We start from the raw sequence: 21,834 nt of genomic DNA, 5'->3' as shown, positions 1-21,834 counted from the left end.
CTTCCGCCACGCTGACGCTTTCGTTGCCATCAGTGAAGCCGTCGGTCACCGGGGTGACGCTGATGCTGAGGGTGGAGCTGTCGCTGCTGACGCCGTCGCTGACGGTGTAGCTGACCAGCGGTACCGCGCCGTGGTAGTTGGCCGCCGGGGTGAACAGGTAGCTGCCGTCCGCGTTCAGCTGCAGGCTGCCGACGCCGTCGATGCTGGCGCTGGCGCCAGCGGCGTAGCTGCTGTCGCCGATGCTGAAGCCGGTGACGCGCACCGCGCCGTCCACGCTGCTGGTACCGTCCAGCACGCTGCCTTGCAGGGTGGTGTCTTCCGCCACGCTGACGCTTTCGTTGCCATCAGTGAAGCCGTCGGTCACCGGGGTGACGGTAATATCGAGCGTGCTGCTGCTACCGGTATTAGTGGTGTATGCAACGGTCGGCACAGTGCCGTGCCAGTTACTGGCTGGGGTGAAGATGTAATCGCCATTGGCGGAAACTTCCAGCATGCCGGATTCCAGCTCGACGAAAGCACCGTCCTGAGCATCAACGGTATAGCTGCGGCCATCGACAGTAATGCTCACCACACTCAGCTCGCTATCAATGTCGCTGTCGTTTTCCAGCACATTGCCCTTGGCAGGCGTGTCTTCCTCAACTGTATTGCTGTCTGCCTTCAGCACACTAGGGTCATCTACCGGATTGACGGTGATGGTCAGCGTGCTGCTGCTACCGGTGTTGGTGGTGTAGGTAATAACTGGAACGGTACCGTTCCAGTTGCTTGCCGGAGAGAAAATGTAATCGCCGTTGGCACTGACCTGGAGCACACCAGACTCGAGTTCGATGAATGCGCCTTCTTCAGTATCCACGGTAAAAGTACGGTCGTTGACCGTGATACCAACAACACTGAGCGCGTCGTCAGTGTCGCTGTCATTCTCCAGCAGATTGCCGGCAGCCATGCCGTCTTCATCAATGAAGTTGCTATCAGCAACCAGCACGGAAGGCTGATTGAGTGTCTGGGTGGCATCCAAGGCGCCCGTCGTGGCGGCAATGGTATCAATGTTGGCATCGCTAGCAGTGCCCGCTGCCAGGCTGGCAGCGGTAATGTCTTCGCTGACCCGGCCCAGGATGGTGTAGGAGCTGCCACCATCCTCACCACCACCTGCCGCGAGACCGGCAGCGGTCGCTTCCAGGTTCTGCAACGGATCCTGACCATCCTGCAGCGCCGTCAGGACTTGCTGCGCTTCGCTTGGCAGGGTAGCCAGTGCGGCATCGGCGACATCTGCTGTTGCAGGACCGAATACGTCATCGGTAATGGTCAGATCACGGGCTTCGGCAATTTTTACGATGTTGCCATTGTCTGCACGCAACTCGATGACACCATCAGCCGGTACGATCAGGCGCTCGCCCACCGCTACGGTGTCGCCCACCTTCAGTACGCGCTGCGAACCATCTACCGCAACTGCGATGATCTTGCCGCTAATTGCAACGATCTTGCCTTGATTGTGGGCTGCACTCATTTAAACACTCCATTGACATTTTGCATGATGCAGTCAATCTACTGGAACGCAAAAATTTAGCCCATTGTACTAAAGGGCAGCACGAGCAACCCCGCAAAGAATGCATCTGCATTTTGTGCAAAACGGGGTCGCATTGAACCGAGCCCCATTACTCGCGCCCACAAGAAACAGGAGCAAGACAGGTGCTCAGAAGTGAATCGCCGCCCCCTCACTCACACAGGAAGCCACAAATAATTCTTTACTTGTCACAAGCTCCAGTGGCGCGCCCATTCAGCATCGGCTGCGGTGCCGTATATACTTCAGCTATTCCTGTCTTACGGTACATACCCAGTGATGGTTCCTCTTGTTGCCAGACAGTCCGCCCGGCAACCGCTCTTCATGCTTGCCATGGTTGCTAGCCTGCCGCCCGCCGTCGCCGGTAGCGGTGCACACGTCCGCTTGCCGGTTAAGCCATGACGCAAACCCAGAGCACGCCACCCGCTGCTTCGCCGGCCCTCCGCCACCGCTGGCGCCGCTGGCTGCTGCTTGCCCTGCCCGTACTGCTGGCACTGTTGCTGGCGGCGGTAGCCGGCGCCAGCTGGTGGCTGCAGCAACAGGGCCTGCAACTGCAGGGGCTGGGCTGGCGCGACGGCGGCGCCACGGTGGCGCAATGGCAATGGCGGCAGCAGGATTGCGTCGCAGCCCAGGGCAGCGGCCTGCGTATCGAGCGCTGGCAGCCGCTCACCATCGCCCTGCAGCAACTGCAGCTGCAATCCTGCGCCAAACCTGGCCCACGCCAGCTGCCGGCGCCGCCACCCGCCGGACTGCCACCGTTCACCCTGCGCATCGCCAGCCTGCAGGCCCCCGCCCTACCGGCGCTGGCCGTCACGGTTACACAACAAAACGAACACTGGCAGGCGCAGCTGGCACAGGGTGCCGACAAGCTGGCGCTGGATTACCGCCGCGACAACGGGCAGTGGCAGGCACAGGGTATGTTGGCCGCAGCGCGGCTGGCCCCGCCGCTGCTGGGGCAGTGGCAGCTGCATGGCAGCGGCCGCTGGTTGCCGGGCCAGCTGCACGCCAGCGTGCAGGCCGATGGCCGCCAGCTCGGTTACCCGGGCGATACCCGCCGTGGCGATGCCCGCCTGCAGGCCACACTGCACAACCGCCAGTGGCAGCTGGACGCCACGCTGCCGCAAGCGTTGCCGCTGGCTGCCGGCTGGCTGCTGCAGCCGCGCCGGGCGCTGCAGGCCAGCGGCGACCTGGACGGTGTACACAGCCTGCAGGCCGACCTGCTGGCCAGCGGGCCGCAAGGTCGGCTGCAGCTGCAACTCACCCCGCAGGACCAGAGCCTGCAACGCGGCCGCGGCCTGCTGCAGCTAGACGGCAAAGACTTGCACGCCCGCATTCCGCTGCAATGGTCTGATCGGCAGCTGACGCTGGCGGCCGGCGACGCCCGCCTGCCACAGGGCCTGCGCCTGAGTTGGCCGCAAGCGTGGCAACTACCGCTGACCGCCAGCGGTAGCAGCCGCCTGCCGTTCCGCCTCGATTACCAGCAGCTGCAGCTGAGCAGTAACGATGGCACGCTGCAGTGGGGCGATGGCCGCTGGCAGTGGCAAGGCGCGCTGGCGCTGGCCGGCCGTCATGCCGGCTTCCGGCTGGCCGGCCAGTGGCGCGGCCAGCTGGACCCGCAAGGTGCGCACGGCAGCCCACTGCAACTGAACGTCAGCAAACCGCCACTGGCGCTGGCGATCAGCCTGCCGGTCAACCACCTCGACCCGCGCCAACCGGCGCTGGGCGCCAGCGTTGCCGGCCACTATCAGGACTGGCCGCTAAAGGGCAGCGTGACCGCCCGCCAGCAGGGGGCCGGCTGGCAAGGCAGCCTCACCGGCGACAGCCGCCTGCCGTTCTACAGCCGCGGTGGCGCGCTGCAACTGGCGGCCAACTGGCGCGGCAGCGCCGGCAAGTGGCAGCTGGACAACGGCAGCAAGCTGAGCGTGGCCGAAGGCATCGTCGGCGGCGTGCTGCTCAAGCCGCTCAGCCTGCAAGCCACCAGCGCGCTGCTGACTGATGGCAGCAACGCCCACGGCCAGCTGGCTCTCAGCGCGGACGGCGCCGTGACCAGCCGCTGGACGCTGCCGCCCGCCAGCGGCACGCTGCAACTGGCCGGCGAGCGTGCCAGCGGCCAGCTGCAACTGCCGGCCTGGCGCAGCAAGCTGCAGCTGAGCGCCCGCCGCCAGGGCGAGGGCGCCAGCGGCAGCGTACAGCTGGATACGCCACTGAGCGCCGCCATGAGTCGCGGCTTGGGCGTGACCCTGCAACAGGGGCAGCTGGCCGGCACACTGCAGTGGCAATGGCAAAAACAATGGCAACTGAACGGTGACGTGCGGCTGAGCGATGTGGCGCTGGACTGGGGCGGCATTCTCGCCAACGGCGGCCGTGGTCGGCTAACGTTGGCCGCACGCCCCGGCCAGCTGCAGCTACAAAGTGATGGCCCGCTACAGCTGGCGCAGCTGGATGTCGGCACCCTGCTGCAAGAGGTGTCACTGACCCTGCGCTCCGACCTGCAGGACTGGCAGCTGGGCGCCGTGCGCGCCAAGCTGCTGGGCGGCAGTCTGCAGGCCGACAGCCTGCACTGGCCGTCCAGCGCCTTCCAGACCGTGACCGTGCAGCAGCTGGACCTGGCCGCCGTGGCGGCACTGCAGAACGACCCGCAACCCACGGTGCAGCTCACCGGTCGTGTCGGCGGCACCCTGCCGCTGCAACTGCTGCCGTCTGGCATCGCGCTGCAAGACGGGCTGCTGCGCAACGAGGGCGAACTGACCCTGCGCGTGCCGGCCTCCGCCGGGGTAACCGCCATGGCACAATCCAACCGCGCGGTGCAGCTGGCACTGGACATGCTCAGCGAGCTGGACGTCAACGACTTCCAGGCCCGGCTGGCCATGCAGCAGAACGGATTACTGGATGCCCGGGTGACGCTGAAAGGGGTCAATCCCAAACAAAACCGCCAACCGGTAGTCCTAAATTACAGCCACAGTGAAAATGTGCTGGAACTGTTACGCAGCCTGCGTATCGGAGATGAAATATCCCGCCGTGTGCTCAGCCGCAAACAATCGGCCGCCACGCGCAACCCCACACCGGAGACTACGCCATGAAACCCGTCTGGCTGATACCGCTCCTGGCACTGGCCGCCTGCACCCCGCGGGTGGCGCTGGAAGTGCCCAAGGAGCCCATCACCATCAACCTGAACGTGAAGATCGATCACGAAATCCGCCTCAAGGTGGAAAAAGACATCGATAACCTCACCACCGACAGCGGACTGTTCTAGGAGCACAGCATGAAAACGGCAGCACGATGGATGGCAATTGGCCTGCTGGTCTGCAGCAGCCTGGCAATGGCACTGGACGTAGGCGGCGCCAAGGCGCAGGGCCTGGTCGGTGAGCAACCGGATGGTTATCTGGGCGTGGTGAAGGCCACTCCGGAAGCGGTCTCGCTGGCGGCGGACATCAATGCCAAGCGCCGCGATGCCTATGACGCCATCGCCAAGAAAAACGGCACCACCCTGGATCAGGTCGCCACGCTGGCCGGCCAGAAAGCCATCGAAAAAACCCCGCCCGGCAGCTACGTCAAGGCGCCCAACGGCCAGTGGGTGAAGAAGTAGGCGTAGCCCGCCCTGCACGGCTGACACAAGCGTGCAGCAGCACTGTCTGAGCGAAGCCAAAGCCAATGGTCTGCCGGCAGATTGGCCGACACCATCGACCAGGCTTGGCTGCAGATATAGGCAGGACTGCCGCCAGGCTTTACCGCCGACATCTGGCACCGCATATGCCGCCAGCACGACAAGCTGGCGGCACTGCCTGCCTGGGCAGGGAGAGAGCAGGCGGCGCATCCGCAGTGGCCCGCCACGCCGCACGGCGGGTCAGTCGCTGCTGACCGCCAGCTCGTGCAGAAATTTTTCCAGTACCAGATTGGGCCGCCGCCCCTTGCGCGTCACCACCGTCAGCGGCACCTGGTAATGCAGCTGCTGCGGGCGGATGGCGCGCAGCTTGCCCTGCGCCACCCAGCTGGCGGCAAAGTGGTCCGGCAGGTAGCCGATGTAGCGCCCGGTAAGGATCAGGAAGGCGATGCCCTCGCGGTCGGAAGCCGTAGCGCTGCCATCCAGCGCCTGCTGGCACTGCTGCGCCTCCGGCGGCAGGCGAAAGCCCGGTATCACCGCCGGCGCAGCGGCGATGTCGGCATCGCTGATATCGGCATCGGCGCGCCAGAACAGCGGGTGACCCTGGCTGCAGTACAGCAGTGAGTCCTCCTCGTACAGCGGGATGTAGTCCAGCCCGGCCAGCGGGCTGACCAGCGGCACCACGCCGACGTGCAGCTGGCCGTCCAGTACTTTCAGCTCGATGTCGCTGGGCGTCATCATGCCGATATTGATGCGCACCCCCGGCCCCTGCTCGCTCAGCGCGCGCAGCGACTGGGTAATGCGCATGCGCGACTGAGTCACCAGGCTGTTGACGATGCCGATGTTCAGCTCGCCGCGCAGCTGCTGGTGCAGCTGGTTCACCTGGCTGCGGAAGCCTTCGATGGCGGCCAGCAGGCTCTGGCTGGCGTGCAGCACCTCACGCCCCTCGTCGGTGAGCGCAAAACCGGCACGGCCGCGCTGACACAGGCGGATGCCTAGCCGCTTTTCCAGATCGCCCATGTGCAGGCTGATGGCGGAGCGGCTGATACCGAGCACGCTTTCCGCCGCCGAGAAGCCGCCGCACTCGGCCACGGTCTTGAACAGGCGCAGCAGGCGGATATCGAAATCGCTGACCTGGCTCAGGGATGTCTTCTTGCTCATAGTTGAATAAAAACTCAACTTAACGTGAGAAAGATGTGATTTAACTCACATTTACTCTTGGTGCAAGCTAGCACCATCAATAAGCGCCCACAGGAGCCACGTCATGAACAACTGCAACGACCAATTTGCCGTCAGCGATCTGAATCTCGATGCCCAGTGGATGCCGTTTTCGGCCAACCGCGCGTTCAAGCGTGATCCGCGCATCATCGTGGGTGCCGAGAACAACTACTTCATCGACGACAAGGGTCGCCGCATCTTCGACAGCCTGTCCGGCCTGTGGACCTGCGGCGCCGGCCACAACCGCCCGGAAATCCAGGAAGCGGTAGCTCGCCAGCTGGGCACCCTGGACTACGCACCGGGCTTCCAGTACGGCCACCCGCTGGCCTTCCGCCTGGCCGACAAGATCGCCGGCCTGATGCCGGACGGCCTTAACCACGTGCTGTTCACCGGCTCCGGCTCCGAATGTGCCGACACCGCGGTGAAGATGGCCAAGGCCTACTGGCGGCTGAAAGGCCAGCCGAGCAAGACCCGCTTCATCGGCCGCGCCCGCGGCTACCACGGCGTCAACATCGCCGGCACCGCGCTGGGCGGCATCGGCGGCAACCGCAAGATGTACGGCCAGCTGATGGACGCCGACCACCTGCCGCACACCCTGCAGCCGGGCATGGCGTTCACCAAGGGCATGGCCGAGACCGGCGGCGTGGAGCTGGCCAACGAACTGCTGAAACTGATCGAGCTGCACGACGCCTCCAACATCGCCGCGGTGATCGTGGAGCCGATGTCCGGTTCCGCCGGCGTGATCGTGCCGCCACAGGGCTATCTGCAGCGCCTGCGCGAGATCTGCAGCCAGCACGGCATCCTGCTGATTTTCGACGAGGTGATCACCGCCTTCGGCCGCATGGGCAAGTGGACCGGCGCCGACTACTTCGGCGTCACCCCGGACATCATCAACACCGCCAAGCAGGTGACCAACGGTGCCATTCCGCTGGGCGCGGTGATTGCCTCCAGCGAGATCTACAACACCTTCATGCAGCAGGGCACCCCCGAGCACATGATCGAGTTCACCCACGGCTACACCTACTCCGGCCACCCGGTGGCCTGCGCCGCCGGCCTCGCCACCCTGGAGCTGCTGCAACGCGACCAGCTGATCGAGCAGTCCGCCGCGCTGGCGCCGGTGTTCGAGGAAAAACTGCATGCCCTGCGCGGCAGCAAGCACGTGGTGGACATCCGCAACTGCGGCCTGGCCGGCGCCATCCAGCTGGCCGCCCGCGACGGCGACGCCGCCATCCGCCCGTACGAGGCCGGCATCAAGCTGTGGCAGGCCGGCTTCTACGTGCGCTTCGGTGGCGACACGCTGCAGTTCGGGCCGACCTTCAACACCACTGCGCAGCAGCTAGACACCCTGTTCAACGCCGTCGGCGACGTCCTGAACCAGACCGCCTGATCGCCAACCGATTTCTTGCATTCCGGAGAGTAAAGACATGACAACCGTCGCCCATCTGATCAATGGTGAGCTCGTCACCAACGTTGGCCGCAGCAGCCCAGTGTTCAACCCGTCCATCGGCGAAGCCGTGCGCCAGGTGGCGCTGGCCGACCAGGCCACCATCCAGGCCGCCATCGACGCGGCCAAGGCGGCGTTTCCGGCCTGGCGCAACACCCCGCCGGCCAAGCGCGCGCAGGTGATGTTCCGCTTCAAGCAGCTGCTGGAAGCCAACCGTGACAAGATCGCCGCCATGATCAGCGAAGAGCACGGCAAGACCATCGAAGACGCCATCGGCGAGCTGCAGCGCGGCATCGAAAACGTGGAATACGCCTGCGGCGCGCCGGAGCTGCTGAAGGGCGAGTACAACCGCAACGTCGGCCCGAATATCGACAGCTGGTCCGACCACCAGCCGCTGGGCGTGGTGGCCGGCATCACCCCGTTCAACTTCCCGGCGATGGTGCCGCTGTGGATGTATCCGCTGGCCATCGTGTGCGGCAACTGCTTCATCCTCAAGCCGTCCGAGCGCGACCCGAGCTCCACCCTGTTCATCGCCCAGCTGCTGCATGAAGCCGGCCTGCCCAAGGGCGTGATCAACGTGGTGCACGGCGACAAGGCTGCCGTTGACGCGCTGATCGCGGCACCGGAAGTGAAGGCGCTGAGCTTCGTCGGCTCCACGCCGATCGCCGAGTACATCTACAGCGAAGGCACCAAGCGCGGCAAGCGCGTGCAGGCCCTGGGCGGCGCCAAGAACCACGCCGTGGTACTGCCGGATGCCGACCTGGACAACACCGTCAACGCCCTGATGGGCGCGGCGTACGGCTCCTGCGGCGAGCGCTGCATGGCGATCTCGGTGGTAGTGGCGGTGGGCGACCAGGTAGCCGACAAGCTGGTGGAAAAACTGGTGCCGAAGATTACGGCGCTGAAGATCGGTGCCGGCACCTCCTGCGGCCTGGACATGGGCCCGCTGGTTACCGGCGCGGCACGCGACAAGGTGAAGGGCTATATCGACAGCGGCGTGGCCCAAGGGGCCGAGCTGGTGGTGGATGGCCGCCAACTGTCGGTGGCCGGTTGCGAATCCGGCTTCTTTGTCGGCGGTACGCTGTTCGACAAGGTTACCCCGGAGATGACCATTTATCGCGAGGAGATCTTCGGGCCGGTGCTGTGCATCGTACGCGTCGGCAGTCTGGAAGAAGCCATGCAGCTGATCAACGATCACGAATACGGCAACGGCACCTGCCTGTTCACCCGCGATGGTGAGGCGGCGCGCCTGTTCTGCGACGAGATCGAAGTCGGCATGGTGGGCGTCAACGTGCCGCTGCCGGTACCGGTGGCCTACCACAGCTTTGGCGGCTGGAAGCGTTCGCTATTCGGCGACCTGCATGCCTACGGCCCGGACGGCGTGCGCTTCTACACCAAGCGCAAGACCATCACCCAACGTTGGCCGCAGCGCGCCAGCCACGAGGCATCGCAGTTCGCCTTCCCTAGCCTGTAATACTGGCCACGGTCGCCACCGTCCAGTGGCGGCCGGTAACCGGCCACACCAGGCTGGCGGCCACACCTTGCTTCGCGGGCGCTGCACACGCAGCGCCCGCGTTGTCGCGCGTAAGCGCGCGTGATCAATCCCGTGCGGACGTTCTGATCGCAGCACCACGGAACTGATCGAGTCGGCAAGCCCTTCCCGTCACGAACCGACATCGTCCATTTTGGCGGGTCCTCCTGAGCCGCAGCAGCGTCTGCCTTGCATCTCGTTACCGGGACAGCCCCCTACTTCGACGACCTGCCTGAAGGCCTGCTTGAGCACACTACCAAACCGGAGCCCAACACAGGGAAAAGCACCCCGGCAGACCCAAACCCCCAGCAGGGAAACCGGGCACAAAGCCCCCCTTCCCATTACGGGCGGATACACCGCGACTCACAATGACTTTTCGAAGTGCGCCACCAGCTGTTTCAGCGCCTTGGTGGTTCCCATCAGCTCACCCGCGGCATGGGCCGTCTGCGCCACGTTATGGGCATTATTTTCGGTGATGGCACTGACCTTTTCCATATTGTGGGCGACCTCGGTCGAGGCGCGCGACTGTTGTACCAGCATGGACGCCACATCCTGCGCACTGTTGGCCACGCCCAGACTCGCCTGATCAATCTGCACCAGGCTGGACGAGGTCGCGCCGATCAGCTCGCTGGCCTGTCTCGTCACCTGGCTGGCGTGGTCAATGGAAGACAAGGCAGCATAGGTGTGCTGTCGCACCTGCCCGATCGAGTCCCCGATCTCACGGGTACTGTGACTGGTACGCTCGGCCAGTTTGCGCACCTCGTCAGCAACCACGGCAAAACCGCGACCGTGCTCGCCGGCGCGAGCCGCCTCGATGGCCGCGTTAAGCGCCAGCAGGTTGGTCTGATCGGCCACATCCCCGATCAGTTGGCTGATTGAACCGATGCGTACCACCGCGCCGTTCAATTGCGCCAGGGTCGCGCGCACTTCACCTATGGCAGCGAGCATGCTGTCGGTGCTCTGCAAGGTGTGCTGCATGTGGGCACTGCCCTGCTGCACCAGCTGGCGCGCGGTGCTGGCATGATCCGAGCCGGTACGGGTGGTATCGGCAATCTCGCTGACCGAGACGGTCAGCTGCTCCAGCGCGGCGGCGATATGGGCAATGTCGTTGCTTTCATCCGAGGCCCGCTCCTGCAGGGTGGCGGCCTGGCGGCCGATATTGTCAGCCTCCTGACCGATGCTGGCACTGGCGGACACCACGTCGGCGAGGATGGCTCGCAGATTGATGCGGGTCGTTTCCAGTCGCTGTCGTAAGTCGGCACATTCGCGTGGTCCCTGGACCGCCACCATTTCCTTGAAGTTGCCCTCACCAAAGCGAAGCAGCGCCGCATTCGCGGCAAGCAGCGTGGCTCGCACTCGTTGTTGCAGCCAGAGCGTGGTAAGGCAGCCAAGCAGGAATGCCAGCAACAGCGCGCCTTGCTGCCAGCCATTCGGCAACAGCAGGATACTGATGCCACCGACCAACAGGGTGACGCTGAAGACCACCAGCTGCAGCATCAACCAGGACGGTGTCGTCGTTTGCGCTGTAGATGGAAAACTGGCCTGCCCGGCGTTGATGGCGCGATACAGCAGCTCGGCTTCCCTGACCTTGTCACGGGAGGGGGTAGAGCGCACCGACATGTAGCCGATATGTTGGCCGTTTTCACTCAAGGGTGTCACGTAGGCATCCACCCAGTAAAACGCGCCATTCTTGGCACGGTTTTTTACGAGTCCTTGCCAAGGTTGGCCGCGCTTGATGGTATTCCAGAGGTCCAGAAACGCCACCGCCGGCATGTCCGGATGGCGCACGACATTGTGTGGCTGACCGATCAGCTCCGCCTCAGTGAAGCCACTGATTTCGACAAAGGCCGGGTTGGCATAGCAAATCCGGCCTTTAAGATCAGTCTTGGTGACGATAGGACTGCGCGGATCAAGAAACAGCTCCTGCTCGGTGACGGGAAGATTCTGGCGCATGGGTACCCCTTCAAGAGTAGCTAACGGGACTGATCGCGCCGTAGTGTTGAAGTCAGCGCCTGATCTACGTTGTATGACACCCGGCTTCACTATTCCAGAAGGTTTTTATGTGGATGTGGTTTTTTCTGTTGAAAGATGACTTGTAGGATTCCGAGGCTGGTCCCGCCTTCTGCTCCTGGCCTTTGAAGGCGTATCTAGCGCGAGGCACGACCGACGAAGTACAACATCGGCTTGCTCCACCTCAGATGGCAGGTCATGGCGATTCACAAGAATGCAGGTCACACAGGCAAACACTTGGCACTGCAGAACACTCAAGGAGCTGCAAACGGGCTGGGTATGGACGAAGCAAGAAGTGGCGGTATCAGGCTGCACCCCAAGGTCAAATACGCCCGAGGTTGCCACAGCCAGCGTCACTGACTTGGCACAGAAGTGTCACAACAGCAGTTTGTGACACTCAGGGAGACCTACCCCATGATTCAATTTTTCAATTTAATCAGGGGTTTATATGCGGTTTATTGATAAAACTGTATCGCATTTCTGCCACTATTTTTGGCTTGATACATGGCTTGATCCGCATGCTGCATTAACTGGTTTTCATCCATGCCATGATCGGGATAGATGGCCGCCCCAATACTGGAAGAGATGTTGATCTCATGACCATCAATATTGAACGGACACTCCAGAGCGGTTCGAATTTTCTCTGCAATCTGCCAGCCATCCTGAACCGTCAGCACAGCAGGAAGAATGGCCACGAATTCATCGCCACCGATCCGTGCCAACGTGTCTGACTCGCGTATGCACGCCTGCATCCGTCGGGACACCTCCTGCAACAATTGGTCCCCCACGCCATGACCAAAGCTGTCATTTATGGGTTTGAAGTTGTCCAGATCAATGTAGAGCAAGGCAAGCCGGCTCTCCTCACGTCGGGCCAGCGCCAGACATTGTGACAAACGGTCCGCAAATAGTGCCCGGTTTGGCAAGTTGGTCAGCAAGTCATGGTGCGCCAGATGATTGATTTGCTCTTCAGCCAGCTTTTTATCAGTAATGTCCGAGAGCACTGCCACCCGCCTAATGACTTCGCCATTTTCATCATGAATGCTGTCAATGCTCATTGTGACCGGGAAGACACTGCCATCCTTGCGCCGATCCCATAGTTCCCCTCGCCAGGTGCCGGTCGCCAGAATGGTCTGCCACATGGCCTGATAAAATGCCGTGGATTGCCGACCGGACTGCAGCAACTTGGGATCCAGTCCAATTACCTCGGAGGCGGCATAACCGGTAATCGCCTCGAAAGCCGGATTGACAGCAAGGATCTGGTTGTCTTGATTCACCACCATGATGGCTTCGCTACTGGTTTCGTATACCGAGTTGGCCAGTAACAACTGCTCCTCCACCCGTTTGTGCTGCATGGTAATACTGAGCAGGTTGGCCGCCTGTTGCTGCTGTGCCAAATCCGGCAGCACCTGGCTTTCCGCCAGGCTCCGGAAGGAAACCAACACCCCTTCTACGGTGGCATCACCCGAAACAATCGGCTCTGACCAGCAAGGTACCAATCGCATGGAGGAGGCCAACTCCTGCAAGCGCCGCGTAAAGCGTTGACTGCCAATTGACCGTTCTGTGACCAGACCATTGAGCAGGGCCATGCCGCCTTTCAATCTCTCTGGCCGAACATTCACAAGCAACTCAGTGGCAAGCTGGAGATGGTGGCCCTGCCCTGTCGGGTACTCACTGGCAGATGGACTGAATACGATAAACGTCAGGTCATCATTTTCGACCTCAAGGCTGGCGATGACCGTCTCCAGAACATCGTGCAGCTTCCCGCCTCTGGCCAGCATCTCCATGACCGTACTACGTCGTGCATCCTGCACCTGCTGACGTTTACGCTCATCAATATCCGTGTGAGTACCGATCATGCGTAGTGGCTTACCATCAGCGGTGTGTTTCACTAGGATGCCCCGGGCCAGGACCCACTTCCATCGTCCCTCCCTGGTACGGGTACGGAATTCATAGGTATAGACCGGAGCGTTACCGGCCAGATAGTTATCAAAAGCTGATTTTCGAATGGCCTTGTCTTGCGGATGCTGGCGATCTGCCCACTGGTCAATGTGCGTCCATTGCGCCTCTTCACCCTCAAAACCGAGAACCTCCATCTCTCGGCGAGACAGGAAAAGCTCGCCAGTCTGCAGGTTCCAGTCCCACACCCCATCGCCCGCCCCCTCAAGCGCAAACTTCCAACGCTCCTCACTATCACGCAACGTGGCTTCTGCCTGTTTGCGCTCGGTGATGTCCTCCACAATCGACCAAATGTACTTTTTCCCATCACGGCCATTCAGCAACAGTCCATTCAGGCTGACCGGGACCACACTGCCATCCTGCCGAACATACTCTTTTTCATAGGGACCATAACGCCCGGAATGGTGCAGCGAGGTCAGTTGCGCAGACTCATCGGCCTCATACTTACGCGGTGTCAGCGTCCAGTAGTCCAGGGTTTTGAGTTCGGCAGCCGTGTAGCCGCAAATTCGGAGGAATGCCTCGTTGAAATCGATGAAGTGGCCGTCCATGTCGGTCAGTGCAATGCCGAGTGGGGACAGCAGGTACAAACCTGTCAGCTTGTCGGTACTCTCTGACAATTCGGCAATTTTCTCTTCGACCTGTGCTTCTACTCGTGCGGTGTAACCAGTGCCTAGCATCAGGAAAGCCCCTAACAGGCCGGTTCCCAGAATGCCGGCTCCAAGCACCAGAGGACCTTGCCAGCCGCGATGGGCTACCAGATAAGCAGGACTTGGTGCGGTTTCCAGCAGCAGCTCTCGCTGACCATACGTCAGCTTTTGTTGCCAGACAGCGGGTTTATTGGGTTGCAGAAAATTATTGAACACGACCTGTGCAGCACCGGCATCGGTCAGCCGAATGCATAGCTGATCCTTGTCCTTTGGCAGCAGCTTGGCCAGAAAGTCATTAACACGAATAACCGTCATGACCATACCCTGCTCGGCGTGCTTAGTTCTCACCGCTTGCAGCAACAGAAAGCCCAAGGGGTGACGGGAAGACTGAATCAAGTGAATGGGTGGGGTCGCCACACTCTTGCCGGTTTGGATTGTTTGCAAAGCCGTCGCAGCTCGTTCAGAAGTAGACAGGATGTCAAACCCCAACGCGATCTGATTGCCTGCCAGCGGTTCGGCATAGGTGATGGGGTAGTAAGCGGGTCGAGGGGCCGCTGGTTGCAGCTGCTTGTCAGCACCACGCTCCTGGATCCTGAAGCCCGGGTGGCGCGTCTGTTGCTGCACTTCAAACTCCTCCCGAAACTCCCCGGTGACCCGCGGCGCCCATTCAATGGCCTGTATCATGGGGTAGCGTTTCAGTGCCTGCTGCGTAAAAAGCTGAAACTCCTCAGCTGTGACCTCGTCATTACCGGCAAACAGTCCTTGTGTTTGCTCCAGCAGGGACTGCTGTTCATCCAGACGTGCTTGAATCGTGTCGGCCAAACGCTGTGACTGCAGCCGAAACGCGACGAGGGATTCAGCCTGCTCCCAACTGCTGACGTTTACATACAGTACAACCAGCATGGAAAAAGCAAACAACATGGGAATGGCGACCGTTGTTGCCCGCTTTTGCCACAATGGACGTGGAGCCCCAGCGATCACCATGGTGAGAGGGAATAGGACCAAAACACCTAACGTATCCCCAACCCACCACATGAACCAGCTAAGCATGAGGCTGTTTTCAGGTACCAGTCCGAGGAGCATCAGGCAGCCGACAGACAGTGTTGCGCTAATCAGGCAGATAACTGGGGACAGTAGCTGAAAGCAAAGAATGTCGCGGAGGTTGTCGAATGCAGCGGGGTAGCCAATGACTTTTCGAAAGAGCACACCACCTGCAATCGCCTGTATCACTGATGACCAGGCAATCAGTAAGGCCGCCCCGGTGCCGGTAAGGCTCAACGAGTGGCTACTGTCGTAACCAATCCAAAGATTGAGTAGAAAAGAACCCAGCAAGATCCCTGGAATTGAACGACGACCGGCGATGAATGCCGCAGCAACCGCAATACCAGCTGGCGGAAAAATTGCTGAGGCATAACCGGGCGGAATGGCCAATAACAGGCTGAGCCTGCCGCAGATGATATAAGCCGCGCTCAGTAGCAGAGTCATCACAAGCAAGTGACTCGTTGCTGTATTTTGCTTTTCTTTGGTGGCCAACTGTGGGGGATCGATAGTCACTTGTGTCTTCTTTTTAGAATGCGACGTTTGCCTGACTGCCATTTAAAATAGAGATGAATTTCGACAGGAATTTAATCGACAACCAGCACGGTGCAGAGAGTTGACTCTCAAGCTACACATTATCGAATCTAGCATGCAAAAGGAACAGACCGATTGAAGGGGTTGGATTGGGCCCGGTAGTTCAACCCCCGCCCAGCCATAGGTTGCATAGGTCACCAAGCGCCAAAACTCACCATTCACACACCGTTGTGGCCATTGATGGCAGCAAGTGCCATGCCCCATAACTACACGCGTGGCACGACGGGGAAGCACATGCAGAAAATCGGCTACTGTATTGAACACCATGCTCACGGCGCATCGTCCGCCGACTGCTCTGCGAACCACTGCAGGATGCGTTGCAGAGCCGGATACAGCACGCCATTGATCTGCAGCCAAAGAGTAGCCCCCCATGGCTTTTATATGACAGCAGCGCCCATGATGGTCCCATCGGGCACGATCAAGACAAATCACCTGAAGGTCATGCCAGATCTGCGCTCAGAAGATGACCAAAGGTCAAAATTGCCAGGCTTTTATCTCAACTGGGCACACGCCGGTCACAGAAATGGGCACAGAACAGGCGCTGTGCCCAACTTACGGGTAGAAAAACAAAAAACCCCTGATCCAATTTTTCAATTGAATCAGGGGTTTACATTTGGTTGCGGGAGCAGGATTTGAACCTACGACCTTCGGGTTATGAGCCCGACGAGCTACCAGACTGCTCCATCCCGCGACTGTATACTGCAAGTATAGATTGTGCCGTGAGAAACAAGTGGCGTGCTGCCATTTATATTTCTCGAGGCAAAACGGTTTAGTCGCCAAACCGTTTTATAAATTCTGGTTGCGGGAGCAGGATTTGAACCTACGACCTTCGGGTTATGAGCCCGACGAGCTACCAGACTGCTCCATCCCGCGACTGAGAAAGAGATAGTACCGCGGATATTGCAGTGCGTCAAGCAAAAACACAAAAGCCCTGCAAGGCAGGGCTTTGATTGTTGTGCCACACACTGTCAGGCGGCGGTCTGTACGTAGGCGTTACCCGGGTAGACCACGCTTTCCAGACCGGCGGAAGTGCGCATTGTCACTTCGTAGCGTCGGCCCAGCGGCTTGACGTTGATGACTTCAAAGCGGATTTCTTCACCGCTGTCGGTTGTTTCCAGGATGCTATGGCCTGGCTCAAGTTGGTTGATTCTCATGATTTTTCCTTTTTGTCATTCTTTTTCTGACGATTATCCGGCTTACTAAAACAACATAAGCTCACGCTACGATAACGTGTTTATGTTGCTATTGACTATAGGTAGTTTCACGGAGTTCCCGCAGCACTGATCGCAGCTTAAGCAGCAATTATGAAAATCTGATGAATCGCCGCCATGAAAAATGCCCCGTCGGCGACGGGGCATTGGCAGTGCGGCAACACGGCAAGGCAATCAGCCGATGCGCATGCCCGGTTCGGCGCCGTCGTCGGCATCCAGCAGGAACAGGCCGCCGTTATCCTCCGTGCCGGAGGCGCACACGATCATGCCCTGCGACACGCCGAAGCGCATCTTGCGTTCGGCCAGGTTGGCGACCACGATCACCTTGCGGCCAACCAGGGTTTCCGGCTGCTGGTAGGCGGCGCGGATACCGGAGAAGATGTTGCGCTGTTCGAAGCCGAGGTCGACGGTGAACTGCAACAGCTTGTCGGAGCCGTCGACAAAGTTGCAGGCCAGCACCTTGCCGACGCGCAGGTCGAGCTTGGCGAAGTCGTCGATCTTGATGGTGTCGGCCAGCGGCTCGTAATTGGCCGCAGCGGCCGGTGCTTGTGTTTCCATGCTTTGCTTGTTCGCTTCGATGAGTTTTTCCACCAGCAACGGGTCGATGCGCTGCATCAGGTGCTGGTACGGCTTGATGGTGTGGCCCAGCAGCAGCTGGTCGGCGTCCGCCCACTGCAGCGGCGCCACGTCGAGGAAGGCCTCCACGCCTTCGGCCAGCTTCGGCAGCACCGGCTTCAGGTAGATGGTCAGCAGGCGGAAGGCGTTGATCAGCACGCTGCACACTTCGTGCAGGCGCGCGTCCTGCCCTTCCTGCTTGGCCAGTTCCCACGGCTTGTTGGCGTCGACGTAGCCGTTGACAATGTCGGCAATCGCCATGATTTCGCGCAAGGCCTTGGCGTACTCGCGCGCCTCGAAGGCTGCGGCGATGTTCTCCGCTTCACCGGCGATATTGCCCAGCAGGCGGGTTTCGTCCTCAAGCTTGGCCGCAAGCTGGCCGCCGAAGCGTTTGCTGATGAAGCCGGCGGCCCGGCTGGCGATGTTGACGAACTTGCCGACCACGTCCGAGTTCACGCGCGCAACGAAGTCACCCAGGTTGAGGTCGATGTCCTCGATGCGGCCGTTGAGCTTGCCGGCGATGTAGTAGCGCATCCATTCCGGGTTGAGGCCGCAGTCGAGGTAGGACTTGGCGGTGATGAAGGTGCCGCGCGACTTGGACATCTTGTGACCGTCCACGGTCAGGAAGCCGTGCGCGAACACGCCGCTCGGCGCACGGTAGCCAGCGAATTTCAGCATCGCCGGCCAGAACAGCGCGTGGAAGTAGAGGATGTCCTTGCCGATGAAGTGGTACATCTCGGTCTTGCTGTCCGGCTTAAACCACGCGTCGAAATCGATGCCAGTGCGATCGCACAGGTTCTTGAAGCTGGCCATGTAGCCGATCGGCGCGTCCAGCCACACGTAGAAGTACTTGCCCGGCGCGCCGGGGATCTCGAAACCGAAGTACGGCGCATCGCGGCTGATGTCCCAGTCCTGCAGCCCGCCTTCGATCCACTCGTTCATCTTGTTCAGCGACTCGGCCTGCAGGTGGGCCTGGCTGCCGCCGTCACCGCGCAGGCTGCTGCCGCCGGTCCAGTCCTTGAGGAAGTCGGTGCACTCGCCGAGGCGGAAGAAGTAGTGCTCGGACGTCTTTAGCACCGGCTTGGCGCCGGACACCGCCGAGTACGGGTTCTTCAGTTCGGTCGGACTGTAGGTGGCGCCGCACTTCTCGCAGTTGTCGCCGTACTGGTCGGCCGCGCCGCACTTCGGGCACTCGCCCTTCACGAAGCGGTCCGGCAGGAACATGTTCTTTTCCGGGTCAAACAGCTGCTCGATGGTGCGGCTGGCGATCTTGTCGTTGGCCTTCAGCGCGAGGTAGACCTGCTCGGAGAACGCCTTGTTTTCCGGGCTGTTGGTACTGTAGTAGTTGTCGTAGCCGATGTGGAAGCCGCTGAAATCGGCCAGATGCTCGGTGTTGACGCGCTCGATCAGCTGCTCCGGGGTGATGCCCTGCTTTTCCGCGGCCAGCATGATCGGGGTACCGTGGGTGTCGTCGGCACAGACGTAGTAGCACTCGTGGCCACGCATCTTCTGGAAGCGCACCCAGACATCGGTCTGGATGTGTTCAACCATATGACCCAAGTGGATGGCGCCGTTAGCGTACGGCAGTGCGCTGGTAACCAGAATCTGGCGTTTAGTCATGAAATGCATCCCGATAAGCAATACGAAACCGTCGATTATAACGACAAAGGTTGGCCGCAACAGCGTTGCGGCCAACCTTTATAAACCGTGTGCCCGAAACATCAGGCTGCCTGCGCCACCGGCGCCGCGCGCAGCTTCATCGCGTGGCGTACCCGCGGCCGCGCGACCAGCACGAACAGCAGCGAGGTCAGCAGCGACATCAGCGCGAAGCCGATCATGCCGCCGGCGATATAGGCGTGACGGAACAGCTCGATACCGAGCGCGTAGCCGGCCATCGACAGCATGCTCATCGCCGCCGACACCGTGCCCTTGCTCACCGTGCTGGCCATCAGTGCGAAACGGTACAGCACCGCAAACGACAGCCCCTCGCCGAAGGCCATCAGGCTCATGCCGGCCACCATATAGATGTGCGGCACAGCGCTGAACTGGATGCCGCCCAGCATCAGCGCCAGGCCGCCGACGATCGGCCACATGCCCAGCAGCACCGAGCGCCCCAGCGCCAGGCGCTCGGTGAGCAACACCAGCGCGAAATTGCCGGCGATCAGGCCGCCAAACACCGGCAGCTGCCACAGACCGTATTCGACGGTGCTCATGCCGAGGTCTTCCACCAGCAGCACCGGCGACAGCGCGATCCAGCCCATCAGCGGCATCGCCAGCAGCGGGATGCACAGCAGCGACAGCACGAAGCGGCGGTCGGCGAGCAGCGCCAGATAATCGCCACCCATGCGGCGCAACGGTGCGCGCGTGCGGCCAACGTTGACCGTTTCCGGCATCTTCCACCACAGCCCGATCAGCGCCAGCAGCGACACGCCGGCGATGAACAGGAAGCAGCTGCGCCACGGCGCGAACTCGATCAGCGCGGCGCCAGCCAACGGGCCGACCATCGGCGCGATCAGCGCCACGTTGGCCATCAGCGCGGTGACCTTGACCGCGGTCTTCTCCTCGAACGCCTCCTGCACCGCGGCGTAGCCGACGGCGTTGATGAAGCACAGCCCGACGCCCTGCAGCACGCGCAACGCCATGAACGCCTCGATCGAGGTCACCAGATAGGTGGCGAGGCAGGCGACGATGAAATAGACCACCCCGCCCAGCAGCACCGGACGGCGGCCGATGCGGTCGGACAGCGGCCCGGTCAGCCACGGCATCAGCGCGCCGCCGAGCAGGAAGGCGGTCATCGCCATCGGCACCCATTCAATGCCGACGCCGAACTCCTGCACCACGCGCAGCATCGCCGGCTGCGCCATGTCGTTGGCGATATAGACCGCAAATTCAAACAGCACCAGCGCCAGCGGGAACAGCATCCGCGCCGGGGTCAAACGGGAAATCTTGGTGAATTCAGACAAAACGTAACCTCGGGAAAACCACAACGGCGCAGTCTGCCACCCTGCGCCGGTTCAGAAAAAAGGCGTCGATTCTACGCCGAATCAGCCACTTACACCAGCAAATATGTCTATACAGCCACCATGACAAAAAAGTAAGCGCCACACTGCGGCCAACGTTGGCCGCAAGCGCGACCGACAGCGCATGCACGACGCCGGCGCAGCGCTTATCATGGCGGCTGCGGCCAAAACGGCGGGCAAGCCTGTTCGCCCGCGGCAAACCCGATTAAAATAGTCGGATATTCACCCCACTCAAGATCACCATCATGCTTTCCCGACTCGGCAAACTGTTTGGCGTCCATGGCGACGCCGCTTCCCGGACTACTGACATGGCCCTGACCGACACCGACATTCTCGATGCCATCGCCGACCTGATCGACGAAGACACCCACAAGCCCTACCGCAAAGGTGTCAGCGTGCAGCAAAACGATGCCGCCCACCTCAATGTGCGCGTGGCCCTGCCCTACCCGGCCAAAAGCCGCTTCGCCGCCATCGCCGAGCTGTTCCGCGAGCGGCTGGCGCCGCTGGCCGGCGAGCGCAAGCTGAGCATCGACGTGGTCAGCGAGATCACCAGCCACTCGGTACAGCGCGGCGTGCCGCTGCTGCCGGGGGTGAAGAACATCATCGCGGTGTCGTCCGGCAAGGGCGGCGTCGGCAAGTCCACCACTGCGGCCAACCTGGCGCTGGCGCTGGCGGCGGAAGGCGCCTCGGTCGGCATTCTGGACGCCGACATCTACGGCCCGTCGCAGCCCTTGATGATGGGCCTGCAGGGCCAGAAGCCGGAGGTGATCGACGGCAAGCTGGTACCGCTGCCGGCGCACGGCGTGCAGACGATGTCGATCGGCTACCTGGTCGACGAGGACCAGGCGATGGTGTGGCGCGGCCCGATGGTGAGTCAGGCGCTGCAGCAGTTGCTCAACGACACGCTGTGGAACGAGCTGGACTACCTGGTGATCGACATGCCGCCGGGCACCGGCGACATCCAGCTGACGCTGTCGCAGAAGGTGCCGGTCACCGGCGCCATCATCGTCACCACGCCGCAGGACATCGCACTGCTGGATGCCAAGAAGGGGCTGAAGATGTTCGAGAAGGTCGGCGTGCCCATCCTCGGCATCGTCGAGAACATGGCCATGCACGTGTGCAGCAACTGCGGCCACGAAGAACACATCTTCGGCCACGGCGGCGCCGACAAAATGAGCGCGCAGTACGGCGTCGACGTGCTCGGCTCGCTGCCGCTGGATCTGGGCATCCGCTTGGCCACCGACGACGGCTGCCCGACGGTGGCGGCAGCGCCGGACAGCGCGCTGGCGGCACGCTACCAGCAGATCGCGCGCAAGGTGGCGGTCAAGGTCGGCGACAAGGCACGCGACTTCTCTGGTAAATTCCCGAAAATCGTCATCCAGAACAGTTAATCC

13 protein-coding genes and 2 tRNA genes are annotated in these 21,834 nt (G+C 61.4%); 6 read left to right on the top strand and 9 right to left on the bottom strand.

Annotated features, from left to right (window positions below; all coding sequences use genetic code 11):
* Nucleotides 1-1,501, bottom strand: a 1,501-nt coding sequence (locus PQU89_RS02005; protein WP_272764383.1) for a retention module-containing protein, incomplete at its 3' end; no start/stop codon positions are given.
* Between the two features lie 452 nt (nt 1,502-1,953).
* Here PQU89_RS02005 and PQU89_RS02000 point away from each other — a divergent pair.
* The 3 genes from PQU89_RS02000 (at nt 1,954) to PQU89_RS01990 (ending at nt 5,141) form a co-directional block, all read left to right on the top strand.
* On the top strand, nt 1,954-4,635 hold the full coding sequence (locus tag PQU89_RS02000; RefSeq protein WP_272764382.1) for an intermembrane phospholipid transport protein YdbH family protein: 2,682 nt from the start codon (nt 1,954-1,956) through the stop codon (nt 4,633-4,635).
* Entirely contained in the window at nt 4,632-4,808 is a 177-nt protein-coding gene (locus PQU89_RS01995; RefSeq protein ID WP_189372412.1) for a YnbE family lipoprotein, read from the top strand. The genes PQU89_RS02000 and PQU89_RS01995 overlap by 4 nt, the downstream gene beginning before the upstream one ends.
* A gap of 66 nt (nt 4,809-4,874) precedes the next feature.
* Nucleotides 4,875-5,141 carry a YdbL family probable chaperone protein gene (locus PQU89_RS01990; protein ID WP_272764381.1) on the top strand — a complete coding sequence of 89 codons (267 nt, stop codon included), beginning with the start codon at nt 4,875-4,877 and terminating at the stop codon, nt 5,139-5,141.
* Nucleotides 5,142-5,399: 258 nt separating this feature from the next.
* Here the strand turns inward: PQU89_RS01990 and PQU89_RS01985 are convergent, their stop codons facing one another.
* Complete coding sequence (locus PQU89_RS01985) at nt 5,400-6,317, bottom strand: LysR family transcriptional regulator (protein ID WP_272764380.1); 918 nt, start codon at nt 6,315-6,317, stop codon at nt 5,400-5,402.
* A gap of 103 nt (nt 6,318-6,420) precedes the next feature.
* Between PQU89_RS01985 and aptA the strand changes: the two genes are divergently transcribed.
* Both aptA and PQU89_RS01975 read left to right on the top strand, forming a co-directional pair.
* Nucleotides 6,421-7,761 carry an omega-aminotransferase AptA gene (gene aptA, locus PQU89_RS01980; protein WP_272764379.1) on the top strand — a complete coding sequence of 447 codons (1,341 nt, stop codon included), beginning with the start codon at nt 6,421-6,423 and terminating at the stop codon, nt 7,759-7,761.
* Between the two features lie 37 nt (nt 7,762-7,798).
* Nucleotides 7,799-9,292, top strand: coding sequence for a CoA-acylating methylmalonate-semialdehyde dehydrogenase (locus PQU89_RS01975; RefSeq protein ID WP_272764378.1), 1,494 nt, complete (start codon nt 7,799-7,801; stop codon nt 9,290-9,292).
* Nucleotides 9,293-9,712: 420 nt separating this feature from the next.
* Here the strand turns inward: PQU89_RS01975 and PQU89_RS01970 are convergent, their stop codons facing one another.
* The 7 genes from PQU89_RS01970 to PQU89_RS01940 form a co-directional block, all read right to left on the bottom strand.
* The gene (locus tag PQU89_RS01970; RefSeq protein ID WP_272764377.1) at nt 9,713-11,302 is read right to left on the bottom strand and encodes a methyl-accepting chemotaxis protein; all 1,590 of its coding nucleotides are present in this window, start codon (nt 11,300-11,302) and stop codon (nt 9,713-9,715) included.
* A gap of 512 nt (nt 11,303-11,814) precedes the next feature.
* Nucleotides 11,815-15,516, bottom strand: a complete 3,702-nt coding sequence (locus PQU89_RS01965) for a sensor domain-containing diguanylate cyclase (protein ID WP_272764376.1) — start codon at nt 15,514-15,516, stop codon at nt 11,815-11,817.
* 692 nt (nt 15,517-16,208) lie between these two features.
* A tRNA-Met gene (locus PQU89_RS01960) sits at nt 16,209-16,285 on the bottom strand.
* A gap of 105 nt (nt 16,286-16,390) precedes the next feature.
* Nucleotides 16,391-16,467 (bottom strand) — tRNA-Met (locus tag PQU89_RS01955).
* 95 nt (nt 16,468-16,562) lie between these two features.
* On the bottom strand, nt 16,563-16,748 hold the full coding sequence (locus PQU89_RS01950) for a hypothetical protein (RefSeq protein ID WP_047967572.1): 186 nt from the start codon (nt 16,746-16,748) through the stop codon (nt 16,563-16,565).
* A 231-nt stretch (nt 16,749-16,979) separates the two neighbouring features.
* Nucleotides 16,980-19,040, bottom strand: a complete 2,061-nt coding sequence (gene metG / locus PQU89_RS01945; protein ID WP_272764375.1) for a methionine--tRNA ligase — start codon at nt 19,038-19,040, stop codon at nt 16,980-16,982.
* 101 nt (nt 19,041-19,141) lie between these two features.
* Complete coding sequence (locus PQU89_RS01940) at nt 19,142-20,383, bottom strand: MFS transporter (RefSeq protein ID WP_272764374.1); 1,242 nt, start codon at nt 20,381-20,383, stop codon at nt 19,142-19,144.
* Between the two features lie 365 nt (nt 20,384-20,748).
* Here PQU89_RS01940 and apbC point away from each other — a divergent pair, with 365 nt between their 5' ends.
* Complete coding sequence (gene apbC / locus PQU89_RS01935; protein WP_255907438.1) at nt 20,749-21,831, top strand: iron-sulfur cluster carrier protein ApbC; 1,083 nt, start codon at nt 20,749-20,751, stop codon at nt 21,829-21,831.
* Nucleotides 21,832-21,834 lie beyond the last annotated feature (3 nt).

It is taken from the genome of Vogesella indigofera, assembly GCF_028548395.1.
Classification (GTDB): Bacteria; Pseudomonadota; Gammaproteobacteria; order Burkholderiales; family Chromobacteriaceae; genus Vogesella; species Vogesella indigofera_A.
The sequence above is the reverse complement of the archived record's forward strand: the minus strand, read 5'-3'. Positions and strand labels throughout refer to the sequence as shown.

Coding starts and splice junctions, on each gene's coding strand:
- PQU89_RS01970 (WP_272764377.1), bottom strand. CDS start 11,302: ATGCGCCAGAATCTTCCCGTCACCGAGCAGGAGCTGTTTCTTGATCCG.
- apbC (WP_255907438.1), top strand. CDS start 20,749: ATGGCCCTGACCGACACCGACATTCTCGATGCCATCGCCGACCTGATC.
- aptA (WP_272764379.1), top strand. CDS start 6,421: ATGAACAACTGCAACGACCAATTTGCCGTCAGCGATCTGAATCTCGAT.
- PQU89_RS01950 (WP_047967572.1), bottom strand. CDS start 16,748: ATGAGAATCAACCAACTTGAGCCAGGCCATAGCATCCTGGAAACAACC.
- PQU89_RS01995 (WP_189372412.1), top strand. CDS start 4,632: ATGAAACCCGTCTGGCTGATACCGCTCCTGGCACTGGCCGCCTGCACC.
- PQU89_RS01985 (WP_272764380.1), bottom strand. CDS start 6,317: ATGAGCAAGAAGACATCCCTGAGCCAGGTCAGCGATTTCGATATCCGC.
- PQU89_RS01975 (WP_272764378.1), top strand. CDS start 7,799: ATGACAACCGTCGCCCATCTGATCAATGGTGAGCTCGTCACCAACGTT.
- PQU89_RS02000 (WP_272764382.1), top strand. CDS start 1,954: ATGACGCAAACCCAGAGCACGCCACCCGCTGCTTCGCCGGCCCTCCGC.
- metG (WP_272764375.1), bottom strand. CDS start 19,040: ATGACTAAACGCCAGATTCTGGTTACCAGCGCACTGCCGTACGCTAAC.
- PQU89_RS01990 (WP_272764381.1), top strand. CDS start 4,875: ATGGCACTGGACGTAGGCGGCGCCAAGGCGCAGGGCCTGGTCGGTGAG.